Here is a 14,467-nt window from a genome sequence, read left to right as displayed (position 1 = left end):
TGCCTGTGAGTGTGTGTTTACTGTGTGAAGAAGGCGCCGATGAAGGCGCCTTATCTGTTCTGGCGCAGCGCTGGAATCTGACGTCTGACCCGGATGCTGTGATGGCACTGGTGCTGACGCCTGAACGTCTGGAATTACGTAAACGTGATGAGCCGAAACTCGGCGCGATTTATGTCGATTTTGTCGGCGGCACGATGGCGCATCGTCGCAAATTTGGCGGCGGGCGCGGTGAAGCGGTGGCCAAAGCTGTCGGCATCAAGGGGCGCTATCTGCCGGATGTCGTCGACGCGACCGCCGGGCTGGGCCGCGATGCGTTTGTGCTGGCTTCTCTGGGTTGCAAAGTGCGGATGCTGGAACGTAATCCGGTGGTCGCGGCACTGCTTGATGACGGGCTGGCGCGGGGTTATCGCGATGCAGAAATTGGCCCGTGGCTGCGCGAGCGTATGACGCTGCTGCACGTCTCAAGCCTGACGGCGCTTGCTGAGCTTTCGCCAAAGCCGGAAGTGGTGTATCTCGACCCGATGTATCCGCACAAACAGAAAAGTGCGCTGGTGAAGAAAGAGATGCGCGTGTTTCAGGGACTGGTTGGCCCGGACGAAGATGCCGATGGCCTGCTGGAACCGGCACGCCGTTTAGCGACCAAACGTATTGTGGTGAAACGCCCGGACTATGCGCCGCCGATGGCCGACATCCCTGCACAGGCCGCCGTGGTGACCAAGAGCCACCGGTTTGATATCTATACGCCGTTATAGAAAGCCGCTGCTGTAACGTCTTTCCACTACTGTCATAAAAAAAAGCCCGCAGGTGAAAACCTGCGGGCTTTTTTAAATTAACAACAACGCCTCTTATTCTTCTTCTTCCTCATCGCGCAACGGCACGATCAGCATGTCGATATGAACGGTGTTGATTAGCTGGCGTGCGGAGGACATCAGTTTGCTCCAGAAATCCTGGTGATGGCCGCACAGTACTAAGTCCATGCCATATTTGTTGATGGCATCCACCAGCACCTGCGCTAAATCACCGCTGCCGCTCAGGGTTTCTGAAATCGGATAGCCGGCATTTTGCGACAGTTCGTTCAACGCGTGATGCGTTTCTTCGGAAATACGTTTCTGCATGTCACCCAGATTAACGTCGATCAGACCGGTATACAGGTCGGAATAGTTTACATCAACGTGGATCAGGGACACTTTGGCGTTATACGGACGCGCCATGGAAACGGCTTTCTCGACCAGAACTTTGCTCTCCGGTGACAAGTCCACAGCAATAAGTATGTGTTTGTAAGCCATAAGAAAACTCCTTCCATAAGTCGGTTAATAGCAATATCAGCATCATGCAAAACTCATGACTTCAGTATAGCGCCAAAAGGGTTAAATAAATCAAGCATACAGATCCCATTTCCGTTTCCGGCTATGTATAGATATAAATAATATGAACAGTTACGGATTCGTTTCCTACACTGAATAATGCAGGCGTCTCCTGTTTTGGCAATCTTCTGTGATAGGGCAAGAGGGCGGGCGAACGTAGCCCGGGGGTGTGAAATTGCGGAAAGGCAGGGCGAAACGCCGGGTGTGTGCCAGCACGACGGGCGCATTGCGCGGTGTCAGTTCGCCTTGAGGGGGAATCATGATCAGTCCCGTTGCGCTGTTTTGGGCTTTATGTTTTGTGTGTGTAGTGAATATGCTGCGCTATTACTCTTCTTTGCGCGCATTGCTGGTGGTTCTGCGAGGGTGTGATCCGCTGCTGTATCAGTACGTTGATGGAGGAGGATTTTTTACGTCTCACGGTCAGCCCAGCAAGCAAATAAGGTTGGTACGCTATATTTATGCTCAGCGCTACGTTGAACATCACGATCCTGAGTTTATTCGCCGTTGTGAACGGGTTCGCGGTCAGTTTATCCTGACAACAGCATTGGTCGGTTTAATATTAATCAGTATGTTAGCCATGCTGATTTGGTATTAGAAACGGAAAGAAACGCGAGGGAGGATGCGTGAAAAAGGAAACAAAAAAGGCGACCTGCTGAGCAAGGTCGCCTTTTTATTTCATGCCGGTCAGACAATCATCAGATCAGCTTCAGTGCAATCCAGTACAGGACACCGGAAAGCACAATCGACACAGGCAGGGTTAAGACCCACGCCATCGCGATGTTTTTCACGGTTTTCGACTGCACACCGCCACCATCGACAATCATGGTTCCTGCGACCGCAGAAGACAGCACGTGCGTGGTGGATACCGGCATGCCGGTATAGCTGGCTACGCCGATGGAGACCGCCGCCGTGAGCTGTGCAGACAGACCCTGTGCGTAAGTCATGCCTTTCTTACCAATCTTCTCACCGATAGTGGTTGCGACACGTTTCCAGCCAATCATCGTACCCAGCGCCAGTGCCAGTGCCACAGCGATAATGATCCAGATAGGCGCGTATTCAACGGTTTGCAGAATGTCTGTTTTCAGCTCGCCGAGGAAGCGTTTGTCTGCAGGAGAGGTTTCCGGCAGCTTGGCCACTTTATCCGCAGTATCAGAAACACACATCAGCAGGCGACGCATATGGCTGCGTTCTTCCGGTGCCAGGTCGCTGTAAGACTGAAGATTGGTCAGCAGGGTTTGCGCGCGGCCGATAGCGTCAAGTGCGTGGCTGCTGTCGCAGTGGAACACTTTAGGCTCATCGGTCGGTGCGATATTGACGTCCGGTGCCGGCACTATTGGCGTCTGTGCAACCACGTGCGGCACGGCATCAACATGTTGCTGATAATACTGGCCGAGGTGTGTCACGGCGTCGCGGGTACGGGTAATGTCGTAACCGGTCGCGTTCATATTCACCACAAAACCGGCTGGCGCCACGCCAATCAGCACCAGCATGATCAGACCGATACCCTTCTGACCATCGTTAGCGCCGTGAGAGAAACTCACGCCGATAGCCGACAGAATCAGACCGGTACGTGTCCAGAATGGCGGTTTTTTCTTGCCGTCTTTCTTCTCACGTTCCGCGGGTGTCAGGTGGATACGGGCATGTTTCTTATTGCCACTCCAGTAACGGCGCAGCAGGAAAATCATGGTACCGGCGATAATCATCCCGACCAGCGGAGAGATAATCAGCGAAGCAAAAATACCAATCATTTTAGGGATGTTTAACGCATCGACCACAGAGGTGTGAGTCATTAATGCATTGGTCAGCCCTACGCCAATGATGGCGCCGATAAGGGTGTGGGAGCTGGACGCCGGCAGGCCGAAATACCAGGTACCGAGGTTCCAGATGATCGCGGCCAGTAACATAGAGAACACCATGGCAAGGCCATGAGCAGAACCCACATTGAGCAGCAAATCGGTTGGCAGTAAATGAACGATGGCATAGGCCACACTCAAACCACCGAGCAGGACGCCAAAGAAGTTAAATACCCCTGCCATCACGACCGCTAATTGCGAACGCATTGCCCGGGTATAGATGACGGTTGCCACTGCGTTGGCCGTATCATGAAAACCGTTAATGGCTTCATAGAACAGAACAAACAGTAACGCGAGAATCAATAACGAACCGGTATGAATATCCAATCCGGCAAATAGATGCAGCATAATTGTTACGCCAGTTAGTGGTCATGAACGCCGCGCATTATCTGCGAGAACAGGGGGACGGGAAAAGGAAAATATGACATTTTTTTGACTAAAAACAGTTCAATGTTTGGCTTTATTTCAATTAAGTATTTATCTATCAATATGTTATTCCTCCTTTGAACGCAGAAACATTTACTTACGACGTCCGGCAAGCAGTCTGTCTGGCTGGTTTAACAGCCCTCCGTCCCTTACAATCCGCGACTCAAAGCCCCGGTTAACAGGGCAAACCTTATCTAAAACGTAGTTGAATTTCCGGAAAAGAGAGGCCAAAAGTGGAACAGGTTGATGTGGTAGTCATTGGTGCAGGTGCGGCAGGCATGTTCTGCGCAGCACAGGCCGGACAGGGTGGCTGCCGTGTTCTGCTGCTGGATAACGGCAAAAAAACCGGGCGAAAAATTCTGATGTCAGGCGGCGGACGCTGCAATTTCACCAACCTTTATGCCGAACCCGCTGCCTATCTTTCCGAAAACCCGCATTTCTGTAAATCCGCGCTGGCGCGTTACACCCAGTGGGATTTCATCGATATGGTCAACCGTTACGGCATCGCCTGGCACGAGAAAACGCTCGGGCAGCTATTCTGCGACGACTCGGCGCAGCAAATCGTCACCATGCTCGATAAAGAATGCGAGCAGGGCAATGTCGATGTGCGCTTGCGCAGCGAGATTTCCGACGTGCAGAAAACCGAAAATGGCTTTGTTATCAAAGTGAATGGCTCAACTGTAAGCACTCACTCACTTGTTATTGCCAGCGGCGGGCTTTCCATGCCAGGGCTGGGCGCGACACCCTTCGGTTACCGTCTGGCGGAACAGTTTGGCCTGAAAGTACTGCCGACCCGCGCCGGTCTGGTGCCATTTACCCTGCACAAGCCGCTGCTCGATCACTTGCAGACGCTTTCCGGGGTGTCAGTCCCGGCGGTGCTTACTGCTGAAGACGGCACTGTCTTCCGTGAAAGCATTCTTTTTACCCATCGTGGCATGTCCGGCCCGGCCGTTTTACAGCTTTCCAGTTACTGGCAGCCTGGCGAGTTTGTGAGCGTTAACTTACTTCCTGATGTCGATCTGGCGGCGTTTCTGAATGCACAGCGTCAGGAACACCCAAATCAGAGTCTGAAAAACACGCTGGCGATGCAACTGCCGAAGCGTCTGGTCGAATGCCTGCAAACGCTGGGGCAGTTGCCGGACGTGACACTGAAACAGCTGAACGTGCCGCAGCAGGCCGAACTGGTTGAGCAACTGCAAAACTGGCAGGTACAGCCGAACGGCACCGAAGGTTACCGCACGGCGGAAGTCACACTCGGCGGCGTCGATACCAAAGAATTATCTTCAAAAACGATGGCGGCAGCGAAAGTCCCCGGCCTGTATTTTATCGGCGAAGTGGTGGATGTGACCGGCTGGCTGGGCGGATACAATTTCCAGTGGGCATGGAGCTCGGCGTGGGCATGTGCGCAGGATCTGGTGGCTGTTCTGGAATAATACAGACGGTGATCTGAATAAATAGTTTGTGATCTAACCTGAATTTGAGACATTAAAGTTCGTGATCTAGAGCACCTCTACAAAAAATCTAATTTTGATGTCAAACAGGACAATCTCCCCCCTCAAAAGCAGAAAAACACTACATATGGTAGCAGTCGCAGATGGGCGGCATAGCATATGTAGTGTTTAGCGAACGGTTCACGCTGGTGGCATGAGGAAGTTGGGCAGTCTGGGTATAAAGCCCAATTCGGAAAAACTCTATTACGCAGCCTGCCCGTAAACCCGAATCTCACCGGCGAGCAAGGCCGCTGGGGAAATCACAGTGCATCATGAAGCGGGGAGGGCCGGCATGTATAAAGACGAAGCCTCTTTTAATATATCCACTGCCGAAGGGGGAGTATACTCACACGCTGGGAACTGGCTAATAAAAGGAATTAGCATGAGCAATTATGAGGAAATCGCCACACGCATTGCCGATATCATTATTTCACCTGACTCAGTATTAGGGTTTGTTCACGGTGCGCTCTCCGTACCCGTCGATCTTGGATATATGGCTTATGGTGTATTTGACACTGATTCACATTACGCCCACGAAACACAAACCATTAGAATCATCCATGCAATCAAAAATAGAATCCTCAATTATGATCGGATTCTAGACGCGATAAAGACGGTTTTCGAAAAGTTTGATAAATACGTTTCAGAAAGCAAACAAAACAAAATATACAGCCGGTCTTTATTTTCAATAATAGGTCGCACTGCAACTAACTCTGTAATTTCAGCAAAAATAGCCACGGCGATTGCTCAGCGTGCTGGATTGGCAGTCACAGTGCGGGGTGGTCTTGTTGGTAATTTATTGCTGATAGGTGGAATGAAAGAACGCTGTATCAGAACATCAGAAGCTCTCAGCATAGACGAACCTGAAATATATGGCGAGTTGCGAAAAAAAGATTATGACTTACTCTACTTTATGTTTGAACCGGCACTCAAGCCCTTTGTGGATGCTCTGATCGTAAGACGACAACAGGGAATGCTAGCGTTTGATAACATACTGGAACGTGTTGAATCAAAATTGAGTGGATCTCATGGGGTTAATTAAAGGCTCACTAGGCGCGTTTGCCGGTTCGATAGCTGTTTGGCTGTCTTTCTATTTCATTTTCCATTTTGACACATGGACAATGAGGTTGATTTCTATTTTTACTCTCAATGCTTGTATTTATCTTGTGGCAAAATTTTTAGACAAAAAATTTCCATGTGATTAATACAGTCGCTTAAATTATAAGGATGTAAAATGTCAAATCCAGCATATTTATGGTTAACTGATGAAAATGGATCACCCGTTATAGGTAGATCTTTAGTTTCTGGTCGAGTAGGAGCCATAGAATTAAAGTCGTTGACTCATAATGTACAGATCCCAACCGACTCAAATACGGGACGACTAACGGGAACACGGGTACATTCACCTTTATCATTTCAAAAGGAATTTGATAAGGTTACACCGCTTTTATACAAAGGACTGAGCCAGGAGCTTACCATGAAATCCGCAACATTTAAGATGTACCAGATCTTAGATGCAGGCATCGAATCCGAGTATTTTAATATAATCCTGGAAAATGTAAAAATAACTTCTATTACGCCGAACCTATATCAAGGCGGTCAGACGGGAACGCATTTTGAAACAATCCAAATGCGCTATGAAGTTATTACGTGGAAGTGTTGCGAGGGCAATATTATATTTAAAGATTCGTGGAATAACCGCTGGGTTGCATAAGCAGGCGCACTCCACTTTATAGGGCAAGATGTCTATCCCCACTGTGGTCTCTGAACACAATTTGTGTACAAAGTTTATTGTTCCAAGACAGTGGCTGTTCGTGGCAGTTAAAACTATTTATTCCATATCGTCATCATGAGGTGCTGTTTGCGCGGTGAATTAAAAATCCCCCTGAAGGAGCAAGTGATCCTTCAGGGGAAAGATTAAAAAATACCCCGTGCCGCGTTACCGTATCCCCGGTAACACATTCTCAGGACAAAAAACCTTTCAAATTTTCCAGCATGTTGGTCATCATGCCGAAGGCCATATTTACACTGTGAATGCTGTAATACAGCGTAATATCATTGCGCATCAGGTATGTTTCAAAACGCTTATCTGCCAGCACCGCCTGAACTTCCAGACTGCGATCGCGAAAATGGCGGCAGTTATTAATGTACAAATCCAGCGACCGGTATTCTCCCGTAGCAAGCTGATTCACCAGCGCCGCCATCTGTTCGAAGCTCTCTACCAGCGCCCTGTGTTTTTCCAGATGGCCGGTATGCTCCTGAAGATTTTCCATAATGACGTTCTCCCGGTAATAAGACGACGGTAAAAGCCTGATCAGAAGCTTTGCCAGTCGGCCTCATTGGCTGAGAGTGCCCCCGGCTTTTCCTTGCGTGGAAGGGCGGCAAGTGCCTGCGCCGGTTTTGCCAGGGACTGATGCTGAGTCGTGGCGTTGCTGAGGTGGAATTCGCCGACCAGTCTCGCCAGGCCATCCGCCTGATCCTGCAACGAGCGCGAGGCTGAAGAGGCTTCTTCAACCAGCGCGGCGTTCTGCTGGGTCACGTCATCCATCTGATTGACCGCCTGATGCACCTGAGAAATTCCCTGACTCTGTTCTGTTGCCGCTGCGGCAATCTCGTTGACCAAATCAGTCACCTGACGGATGGCATTACCCATGGAGTTCATGTTCTCGCCGACATCGCCCGCCTGATGGGCACCGGCTTCGATCAGGCTGTAGGAAAGGTCGATCAGTTCTTTGATCTCACGCGCGGCAGTGGTCGAACGTTGTGAAAGATTTCTGACTTCACCGGCAACAACAGCAAAGCCTTTACCGTGCTCACCGGCTCGTGCCGCTTCTACGGCAGCATTTAACGCCAGAATATTGGTCTGGAAGGCGATGCCTTCGATAAGCGTGATGATCTCAGTGACTTTGCGCGAACTGCTGCGGATATCACCCATCGTACCCAGCATCGTCTCAAGTGATGATGCACTTTTCTCCGACAGCGCATTCATGTTACCCGCCAGCTGGCTGGCCTGGCGCGTGTTGTCAGCCGTCTGGCGAACCGTCTCACTGAGCTCGGTCATGCTGGCGGCCGTTTGTTCCAGAGAGGCCGCTTGCTGCTCGGTGCGCGAGGAGAGATCTTCGTTACCGGCCGCGATTTGTGCCGAGGCGCTGCTGACGGACTGGGAAGCCGCGCTCACCGACAGCAGCGCTCCGGATACGCGTTGCATCAGGTTGTTGAACGCGCGGGCCATGTTGCCCACTTCATCATGACGGCTGTCATCGGCGCTCACTGTCAGATCAAGCCGCTCGCTGGCAACGGCCATAATCCCCCCGATGTCCAGCAGGCTTTTTCGTACCCGACGGATGGTGGCCAGTGCAAGGGATCCCAACAGCAGGATAATGATCGTTACGCTGCCGCCCATTCCCCACAGTGTGGTGCTGAAAATGCTGTGGTTGGTGGCCCGCAGCTCCTCACCAATGTTGATATTTAAGGTAAGCTGCTTTCGGTAATCGGAGATGAGCTGACGGATAGCCCCGCCGATGCTGTCATCGCCCTCAATCATTGCCAGAGTGACCTCGTCCTGATGCGCCCGTGAAGAGGTCAGAAAGGCGGGAAGCGCCTCCTCCACTTTACGAATATTGTCGAAAGCCACGTGCGTCAGCCTTTCATCTTCAGCATCTGAGATGTCGTGCTGCAGATAATAATCTGTCAGCGTTTTTAACCCGGTAATCTGCTGCTGAATGCGGGTTTCTACTTCAGGCATTTTGCTGTTATCAGTCTGGCTCTGATGTTTATAGAGGGTGAGAGAAAGCTTATTGCTTTGATCAATAAGATTATTGAGATCCTTAATTGAAGGGATCGTATTGACCTGAACATATTCAAACCGGTTCTGGAAACCCGAAATCAACATGATCGCGACGATGCCCATTGTGATAAGGGCCGCAGAAAGCAGCGAGAACGTCAGTAAAAGACGCTGTGTGATGTTCATATTTTCCCCTGATTTTAAAAGTCCCGCCTTCAGGAAAGCGGCAGGATGTGAATCAAGGTTATCGGCAAATGTTGCATCAACATTAATTAAACTGATCTAATTCAACAATTTACGTTAATTCAATGTTCGTGATGTGAATGTTTAAAGTGATTTTTTATGCATTTAAAGAAATTTTTCATTCTCATTGAGTCGGTTTTTGAATTATTCCCGAAGGGGCAGGAAGGTTTGTTGAAAAGAACATCAGGAACACAGCAATTTCTCATTGAAAAGCGCGAAGAAATAACCCAGTCTGCGGCCTGCACTGCGCCATCCGGCATGTCTCTTTCTCTGTCACAAGGTCATCTGATGTTTACCCATAATTGTTACCGTGCTATTGCGCTGTATAAATCAATGAAATGAAAAGAATGACGGGACGATTTACCGGTTTAAGCATCATGCTTCCTCTGCTTCTGACGTCATGCGGTACACTTTCTGAAATGCAGGTGGAGGAAAATCCTCATGAAGTGAAGCAGCTTGCCTGTAGCCAAAATCTTGACGACATGGTGGATACCGTCGCGCAGCGATATCTGCACAGAGAAAAATCCAGCGGCATGGCGGTCGGGATCATCAGAAATAACGGCGCGGCCAGAACCTGGGGTTATGGCTATACCAACGCGGTGAACGGCTACAAAATTGATGGCGAAACGCTATTTGCGCTTGGTTCGGTCAGTAAAGGCGTGACGGGAGAAGTGGTGGCGGGGCTGGTCGACAAAGGGCAGCTAAAGTGGGATGACAAACTGGCAGATTTACTGCCAAAAAATATTCCGCTGAGCGAAGACGCTAAAAATATCACTCTGCTGCAACTGGCGACGCATACTTCGGGATTGCCCCGTCAGAAAATGACCAAAGATATGTTGGAAAGTTTTCTCAGGTATTTATATACCGGCGACAACTTCTATCATGAACTGGACAGCGACGCCGTTGTGGATAATCTGTCGTCATTTAAAAAGCCATTATTGCTTGTGCCGCAATATTCTAATTTAGGGTATGCACTGCTCGGTTATATTCTGAAATTGAAAACCGGTGAAGATATCCAGCAATTATCTTATGCCTTTATTTTTAATGCCTTAAAAATGGATAACACCAGTTTTTATGCCAGCCAGTTAAAAGCCTATCCGTATCGTGCGATTGGACATGCGGGAGATCAGCCTAAACTTATCCGCCGTGGCGAGGTCGTTCCCGACTGGCATTTCTCGAATAATATGGTAGCGGCGGCCAGCCTTTACAGTAATGCTGATGACTTGCTGAAATATCTGCGGGCGCATATTGATGATTCACAACCAGGCGATCTCAGTGACGCCATTCAGGTGACGGAAAAAGTCTATTTCCAGCGAAAAATAGAAGCGGCCAATATTGCCTGGGTCACGGATTATAAAGATGGCCAGATTATTACTTACCAGGTCGGTTATATCGGCGGCTATTCCAGTTATATTGGTTTTGATAAGAAGCATAAAAATGCGGTAGTGGTTTTACAGAATACCTTCAACTGGAGCAATTACATTGGTCATGATTTACTGCTGAAAATGGCAATGGCGGATGACTATAAGGCAACCTGCGGGAAAGAGACGTTTTTCTCCTCCCCCGTTAAAGAGGGAGAAGCCCGGTGATCTATTCTGCCTGATGCACTGCAATATACCGCTCAAACTTCGCCGGTTTTAACTGGCTGAGATCCACCAGCACTAACCCGTCGATGCAGTTGTTGAATTCAGGGTCGCTGCCGAAATCAATAAACTGCACACCACCGGTTTCGCAAAGCTCGGAATATTGTTTATACAACGCCGGAATGCTGCACCCGAGATTCGCCAGCAGGCGTTTCAGGCGCTGCAAGTCTTCCTGATAATCATCGCCGCAAAACTGTGCTAACACATCGGGCAGCGAAGCCGGATACGGACGTCGTGATGTCGCCAGCGGTAATGCCGGGGAGAAATACAGGCGGTAAAACGCCACCAGTAAATCGCGGGCGGGCAGCGGCATTCCGCCGGAAATCGACACCGGACCAAACAGATAACGGGTCTGCGGATATTTCGCCAGATACGCGCCGATGCCGAGCCACAGATAATCCAGCCCGCGCTTTCCCCAGTAGGCGGGCTGAATAAAGCTGCGCCCGAGTTCGACACCCTGCGCCAGAATCGGGTCCATCTGATGGCCATAGTGGAACAGGCTCTGGCTGTAGATCCCGTTCAGCCCTTTGCTGGCGACTTGTTCTGCGGTCGGGATGAACCGGTAAGCACCGACAATTTCCAGCGCCTGCGGATCCCATAAAACCAGGTGATAATAATCATCATCATAGCCGTCGAGATCACGGCGGCGACCACTGCCTTCGCCCACGGCGCGGAACGCGATTTCGCGCAAACGCCCCAGCTCGCGCAAAATCGGCACAGTGTCTTCACCGTGACGACGATAGAGGTAAATCATTTTGCCGTCCGGCGTGTTGCCCAGCACTTCGCTGGCTTCCAGCGCGTGTTTTAGTACCGCACGGTTTTCCGCACGGGCAATCGACGTTTCGGTGTGGAACAAACCCGGCTTGCCAGCGCCGAGGCGGTAAAGGTGTTTACGAAAACGCGCTGCCAGATCGCCCGCCTGCATTTGTCCATCGTGCCAGCTGGTATACGGAATGCGCGCACCGATTTTAAGCGTCAGGCTGTTGCCGCGCTGGCCGAACATTTCATGTACCAGTAAAAGCGTACTGAGCGGGCGGTAAATCATAGAACTGAGATAAAACAGCGCGCTGTTGCTGCCACTGATATGTACCGGCACCACCGGTGCACGGGCTTTGGCGGCGAGGCGGATAAATCCGGTGTGCCATTTTCCGTCGCGCACGCCTTTCGAACTCATGCGGGATACTTCACCTGCGGGGAACACAATCAGCACGCCCTGATTCTCCAGGTGTTCCTGCATCTGTGTGACCTGATTGCGCCGCGTGCGGTTGCCCATATTATCCACCGGGATCATCAGGCTGCCGAGCGAAGACACCAGCGACAGCAACTGATTCGCCACCACTTTGACATCCGGACGTACCGACGCCACCGCATGTAATATCGCCAGTCCGTCCAGCGTGCCAATCGGATGATTCGCTACGATAACTACCGGGCCGTAGCTCGGGATCTGCTCCCGGTCGCGCTCGGTCAGTTCACAGCGGATATTAAAATGTTCAAGTACCTGCTCGGCCATATCAATGCCTTTCAGGTGCGGATACTGATCGGCGAAACGGTGAAACTCTTTTTCGCGGAACAGGATTTTTAACAGTTTGCGTTGCCAGGAAGGGGTTTTCTGCTGCGGGTCGAGATCCTGAAACAGGGTATCCATGCTGAACATAGGATGTCCTCCGGTTGAAGTCTCCCGACCATAATCAGCGCGCATGACAGTGATGTGTCACTTTGATGGCAGTACGGGGAAGCCTGAGTAAAACAACGGTTCAATTTGTTGCGAAAGCAAGCCATTGCTAATAAAGTCAAACACTCATTTACGGCTTCGTAACATGCCAGAACCCTTTTTTGTGAGACGCGACTTTCCATGCCTGACGCTGCTTCGCCCGACCTGACTGCCACCAGTCCGTCAAAGACCACGCTGCGAATTCTCTCGATTCTGGTGTTCAATTTTGCCAACTATCTGACCATCGGCCTGCCACTGGCGATCCTGCCGGGTTATGTACATGAGCATCTCGGCTACAGTGCTTTCTGGGCGGGACTGGTCATCAGCCTGCAATATTTCGCGACGCTGCTGAGCCGCCCTTATGCCGGGCGTTATGCGGATAAAGTCGGGCCAAAAAGGGTGGTGATATTCGGGCTGAGCGGCTGCCTGCTCAGCGGTGTGTTCTATCTGCTGGCACTGGGATTTGACGCCACACCGGCGGTCAGTCTGGCGTTGTTATGTCTCGGGCGCGTGATGCTTGGTGCCGGGCAAAGTTTTGCCGGAACCGGTTCGACGCTGTGGGGCATCAGCGTGGTCGGCTCCCTGCATATCGGCAAAGTGATTTCATGGAGCGGGGTGGTCACTTACGGTGCGATGGCGATCGGTGCGCCACTCGGTGTGCTGATTTTCAGTTTCGGCGGCCTGACGCTGTTGTCGGTGTGCATCATTTTGGTGGCGCTGACGGCGCTCATCACCGCGTGGCGCAAGCCGCCGGTGGTCACAAAAGCCCCGGCGCAAATCCCGTTCCGCCAGGTGCTGGGGAAAATATTGCCTTACGGCATGATGCTGGCGCTGGCGTCCACCGGTTTTGGGGTGATTGCCACCTTCATCACCCTGTTTTATGCCGCGAAAGGCTGGCCGGGCGCGGCATTTTCCCTGACATTCTTCAGTGTGGCCTTTGTCGGCATGCGGCTGTTATTGCCCAACAGCATCAACCGTTTTGGCGGATTGCGTGTGGCGCTGGCCTGTTTTGTGGTGGAGATTGCCGGGCTGATTATGGTGTTTTTCGCCCCGACGGCGTGGGCTGCAATGGCCGGTGCTTTCATTACCGGTGTGGGTTTCTCGCTGGTCTATCCGGCGCTGGGCGTGGTGGCAGTCAAAAAGTTGCCGCAGGAAAATCAGGGCAGCGCGCTGGCGACCTATTCGGCATTTCTTGATTTATCTCTGGGGATTACCGGCCCGCTGGCCGGTGTGCTGATGGCGCAGGCTGGCATTGATGCGATTTATCTTGGCTCGGCGCTGCTGGTGCTGATGGCGCTGGCGCTGGTCGTCCGGTTGCTGTTACGTCAGCCTCCGGCTGAAACCAGCGCCTCCGTCAGTGCTGATTAAACCGGTTGCCGTACGCCACGGATGCGCCCCATATGCAGCGTATCCACCAGTTCGCCGTCGCGCATTGCGTAGCTCGGGCTGAGGCCTTCAACGCTGAAACCGAACTTTTTGTACAGCCCGATTGCGGCATCATTATCGGCATAAACCGTCAGCTCGACGCGGATCACGTGCAACCATTTGTCACACAACTCAAGGGCAGCAGCGATCAGCTTACTGCCGACACCTCTTCCCTGAAATTGCGTATCCACACCAATACCGAAAGTCGCCACATGGCGGCGTCGCCACGGCTGCTCAACCATCAGGGTGAGATTGCCCACCAGTTTGCCGTCGATACACGCAACCAGCGCGAACCGGCCGGGTGCGGCATTGGCAAGGCGGTCTTCCCATAGCGTGGCGGGTGGATAAGGGAGTTGCAGGGTGTCGCTGTAAACAGGAACCTGAGCGTATAGGTGTTGAAGCGCCTCTGCATCTGCGGCTTCAGCGTGACGAATGACTATTACGCTCATGGCGACACTCCTCTTTTTGTGGTTACTGTTTGAATATCCTCTACATTTATCAGGAATAGGAAAACTGTCAATCGAATGT

General features: G+C 51.4%; 14 protein-coding genes. 8 read left to right on the top strand and 6 right to left on the bottom strand.

What is annotated here, in order from left to right; all coding sequences use genetic code 11:
* The first annotated feature begins 5 nt into the window (after positions 1–5).
* Positions 6–752, top strand: coding sequence for a 16S rRNA (guanine(1516)-N(2))-methyltransferase RsmJ (gene rsmJ / locus LC431_RS12715; RefSeq protein ID WP_037033739.1), 747 nt, complete (start codon positions 6–8; stop codon positions 750–752).
* Between the two features lie 93 nt (positions 753–845).
* On the opposite strand, the gene uspA is transcribed toward rsmJ, so the two are convergent.
* A complete protein-coding gene (uspA, locus tag LC431_RS12710; RefSeq protein ID WP_013573524.1) occupies positions 846–1,286 on the bottom strand; it encodes a universal stress protein UspA in 441 nt (146 codons plus the stop codon).
* A gap of 337 nt (positions 1,287–1,623) precedes the next feature.
* Between uspA and uspB the strand changes: the two genes are divergently transcribed.
* Complete coding sequence (uspB, locus tag LC431_RS12705; protein ID WP_013573525.1) at positions 1,624–1,959, top strand: universal stress protein UspB; 336 nt, start codon at positions 1,624–1,626, stop codon at positions 1,957–1,959.
* 100 nt (positions 1,960–2,059) lie between these two features.
* Here the strand turns inward: uspB and pitA are convergent, their stop codons facing one another.
* The gene (pitA, locus tag LC431_RS12700) at positions 2,060–3,565 is read right to left on the bottom strand and encodes an inorganic phosphate transporter PitA (protein ID WP_013573526.1); all 1,506 of its coding nucleotides are present in this window, start codon (positions 3,563–3,565) and stop codon (positions 2,060–2,062) included.
* A gap of 311 nt (positions 3,566–3,876) precedes the next feature.
* On the opposite strand from pitA, the gene LC431_RS12695 reads away from it, so the two are divergent.
* The 3 genes from LC431_RS12695 (at position 3,877) to LC431_RS12685 (ending at position 6,847) form a co-directional block, all read left to right on the top strand.
* Positions 3,877–5,076, top strand: a complete 1,200-nt coding sequence (locus tag LC431_RS12695) for an NAD(P)/FAD-dependent oxidoreductase (protein WP_119261094.1) — start codon at positions 3,877–3,879, stop codon at positions 5,074–5,076.
* 439 nt (positions 5,077–5,515) lie between these two features.
* Positions 5,516–6,175, top strand: a complete 660-nt coding sequence (locus LC431_RS12690; protein WP_223509955.1) for a hypothetical protein — start codon at positions 5,516–5,518, stop codon at positions 6,173–6,175.
* Between the two features lie 192 nt (positions 6,176–6,367).
* Positions 6,368–6,847, top strand: a complete 480-nt coding sequence (locus LC431_RS12685; RefSeq protein WP_217244472.1) for a type VI secretion system tube protein TssD — start codon at positions 6,368–6,370, stop codon at positions 6,845–6,847.
* 250 nt (positions 6,848–7,097) lie between these two features.
* Here LC431_RS12685 and LC431_RS12680 read toward each other — a convergent pair whose 3' ends face one another.
* Together LC431_RS12680 and LC431_RS12675 are read right to left on the bottom strand one after the other, a co-directional pair.
* Complete coding sequence (locus LC431_RS12680; RefSeq protein WP_013573528.1) at positions 7,098–7,406, bottom strand: hypothetical protein; 309 nt, start codon at positions 7,404–7,406, stop codon at positions 7,098–7,100.
* 41 nt (positions 7,407–7,447) lie between these two features.
* Positions 7,448–9,103: a methyl-accepting chemotaxis protein gene (locus tag LC431_RS12675; RefSeq protein WP_217244473.1), complete on the bottom strand. Its 1,656-nt coding sequence runs from the start codon at positions 9,101–9,103 to the stop codon at positions 7,448–7,450.
* A 156-nt stretch (positions 9,104–9,259) separates the two neighbouring features.
* On the opposite strand from LC431_RS12675, the gene LC431_RS12670 reads away from it, so the two are divergent.
* Together LC431_RS12670 and LC431_RS12665 are read left to right on the top strand one after the other, a co-directional pair.
* Positions 9,260–9,502: a hypothetical protein gene (locus tag LC431_RS12670; RefSeq protein ID WP_013573530.1), complete on the top strand. Its 243-nt coding sequence runs from the start codon at positions 9,260–9,262 to the stop codon at positions 9,500–9,502.
* A 35-nt stretch (positions 9,503–9,537) separates the two neighbouring features.
* Positions 9,538–10,749, top strand: coding sequence for a serine hydrolase (locus LC431_RS12665; protein ID WP_112152015.1), 1,212 nt, complete (start codon positions 9,538–9,540; stop codon positions 10,747–10,749).
* A 1-nt stretch (position 10,750) separates the two neighbouring features.
* Here LC431_RS12665 and LC431_RS12660 read toward each other — a convergent pair whose 3' ends face one another.
* The gene (locus LC431_RS12660; RefSeq protein WP_013573532.1) at positions 10,751–12,457 is read right to left on the bottom strand and encodes a lysophospholipid acyltransferase family protein; all 1,707 of its coding nucleotides are present in this window, start codon (positions 12,455–12,457) and stop codon (positions 10,751–10,753) included.
* 198 nt (positions 12,458–12,655) lie between these two features.
* Here LC431_RS12660 and LC431_RS12655 point away from each other — a divergent pair, with 198 nt between their 5' ends.
* Entirely contained in the window at positions 12,656–13,882 is a 1,227-nt protein-coding gene (locus LC431_RS12655; protein ID WP_013573533.1) for an MFS transporter, read from the top strand.
* Here the strand turns inward: LC431_RS12655 and LC431_RS12650 are convergent.
* Entirely contained in the window at positions 13,879–14,388 is a 510-nt protein-coding gene (locus tag LC431_RS12650) for a GNAT family N-acetyltransferase (RefSeq protein WP_223509933.1), read from the bottom strand. The two genes, LC431_RS12655 and LC431_RS12650, sit on opposite strands and share 4 nt — an antisense overlap.
* Between the last annotated feature and the right edge of the window lie 79 nt (positions 14,389–14,467).

The sequence above is a fragment of the Rahnella sp. GSA61A genome (assembly GCF_019969905.1).
Classification (GTDB): Bacteria; Pseudomonadota; Gammaproteobacteria; order Enterobacterales; family Enterobacteriaceae; genus Rahnella; species Rahnella aceris.
Note: the sequence above shows the minus strand (reverse complement) of the source record. Positions and strands in the feature narration are given on the sequence as shown.

Bases quoted from the DNA above. Each gene is read 5' to 3' on its own strand.
- uspA (WP_013573524.1), bottom strand. From the start codon at position 1,286: ATGGCTTACAAACACATACTTATTGCTGTGGACTTGTCACCGGAGAGC.
- pitA (WP_013573526.1), bottom strand. From the start codon at position 3,565: ATGCTGCATCTATTTGCCGGATTGGATATTCATACCGGTTCGTTATTG.
- LC431_RS12655 (WP_013573533.1), top strand. From the start codon at position 12,656: ATGCCTGACGCTGCTTCGCCCGACCTGACTGCCACCAGTCCGTCAAAG.
- LC431_RS12660 (WP_013573532.1), bottom strand. From the start codon at position 12,457: ATGTTCAGCATGGATACCCTGTTTCAGGATCTCGACCCGCAGCAGAAA.
- LC431_RS12665 (WP_112152015.1), top strand. From the start codon at position 9,538: ATGCTTCCTCTGCTTCTGACGTCATGCGGTACACTTTCTGAAATGCAG.
- LC431_RS12680 (WP_013573528.1), bottom strand. From the start codon at position 7,406: ATGGAAAATCTTCAGGAGCATACCGGCCATCTGGAAAAACACAGGGCG.
- LC431_RS12685 (WP_217244472.1), top strand. From the start codon at position 6,368: ATGTCAAATCCAGCATATTTATGGTTAACTGATGAAAATGGATCACCC.
- LC431_RS12675 (WP_217244473.1), bottom strand. From the start codon at position 9,103: ATGAACATCACACAGCGTCTTTTACTGACGTTCTCGCTGCTTTCTGCG.
- LC431_RS12670 (WP_013573530.1), top strand. From the start codon at position 9,260: ATGCATTTAAAGAAATTTTTCATTCTCATTGAGTCGGTTTTTGAATTA.
- LC431_RS12650 (WP_223509933.1), bottom strand. From the start codon at position 14,388: ATGAGCGTAATAGTCATTCGTCACGCTGAAGCCGCAGATGCAGAGGCG.
- uspB (WP_013573525.1), top strand. From the start codon at position 1,624: ATGATCAGTCCCGTTGCGCTGTTTTGGGCTTTATGTTTTGTGTGTGTA.
- LC431_RS12690 (WP_223509955.1), top strand. From the start codon at position 5,516: ATGAGCAATTATGAGGAAATCGCCACACGCATTGCCGATATCATTATT.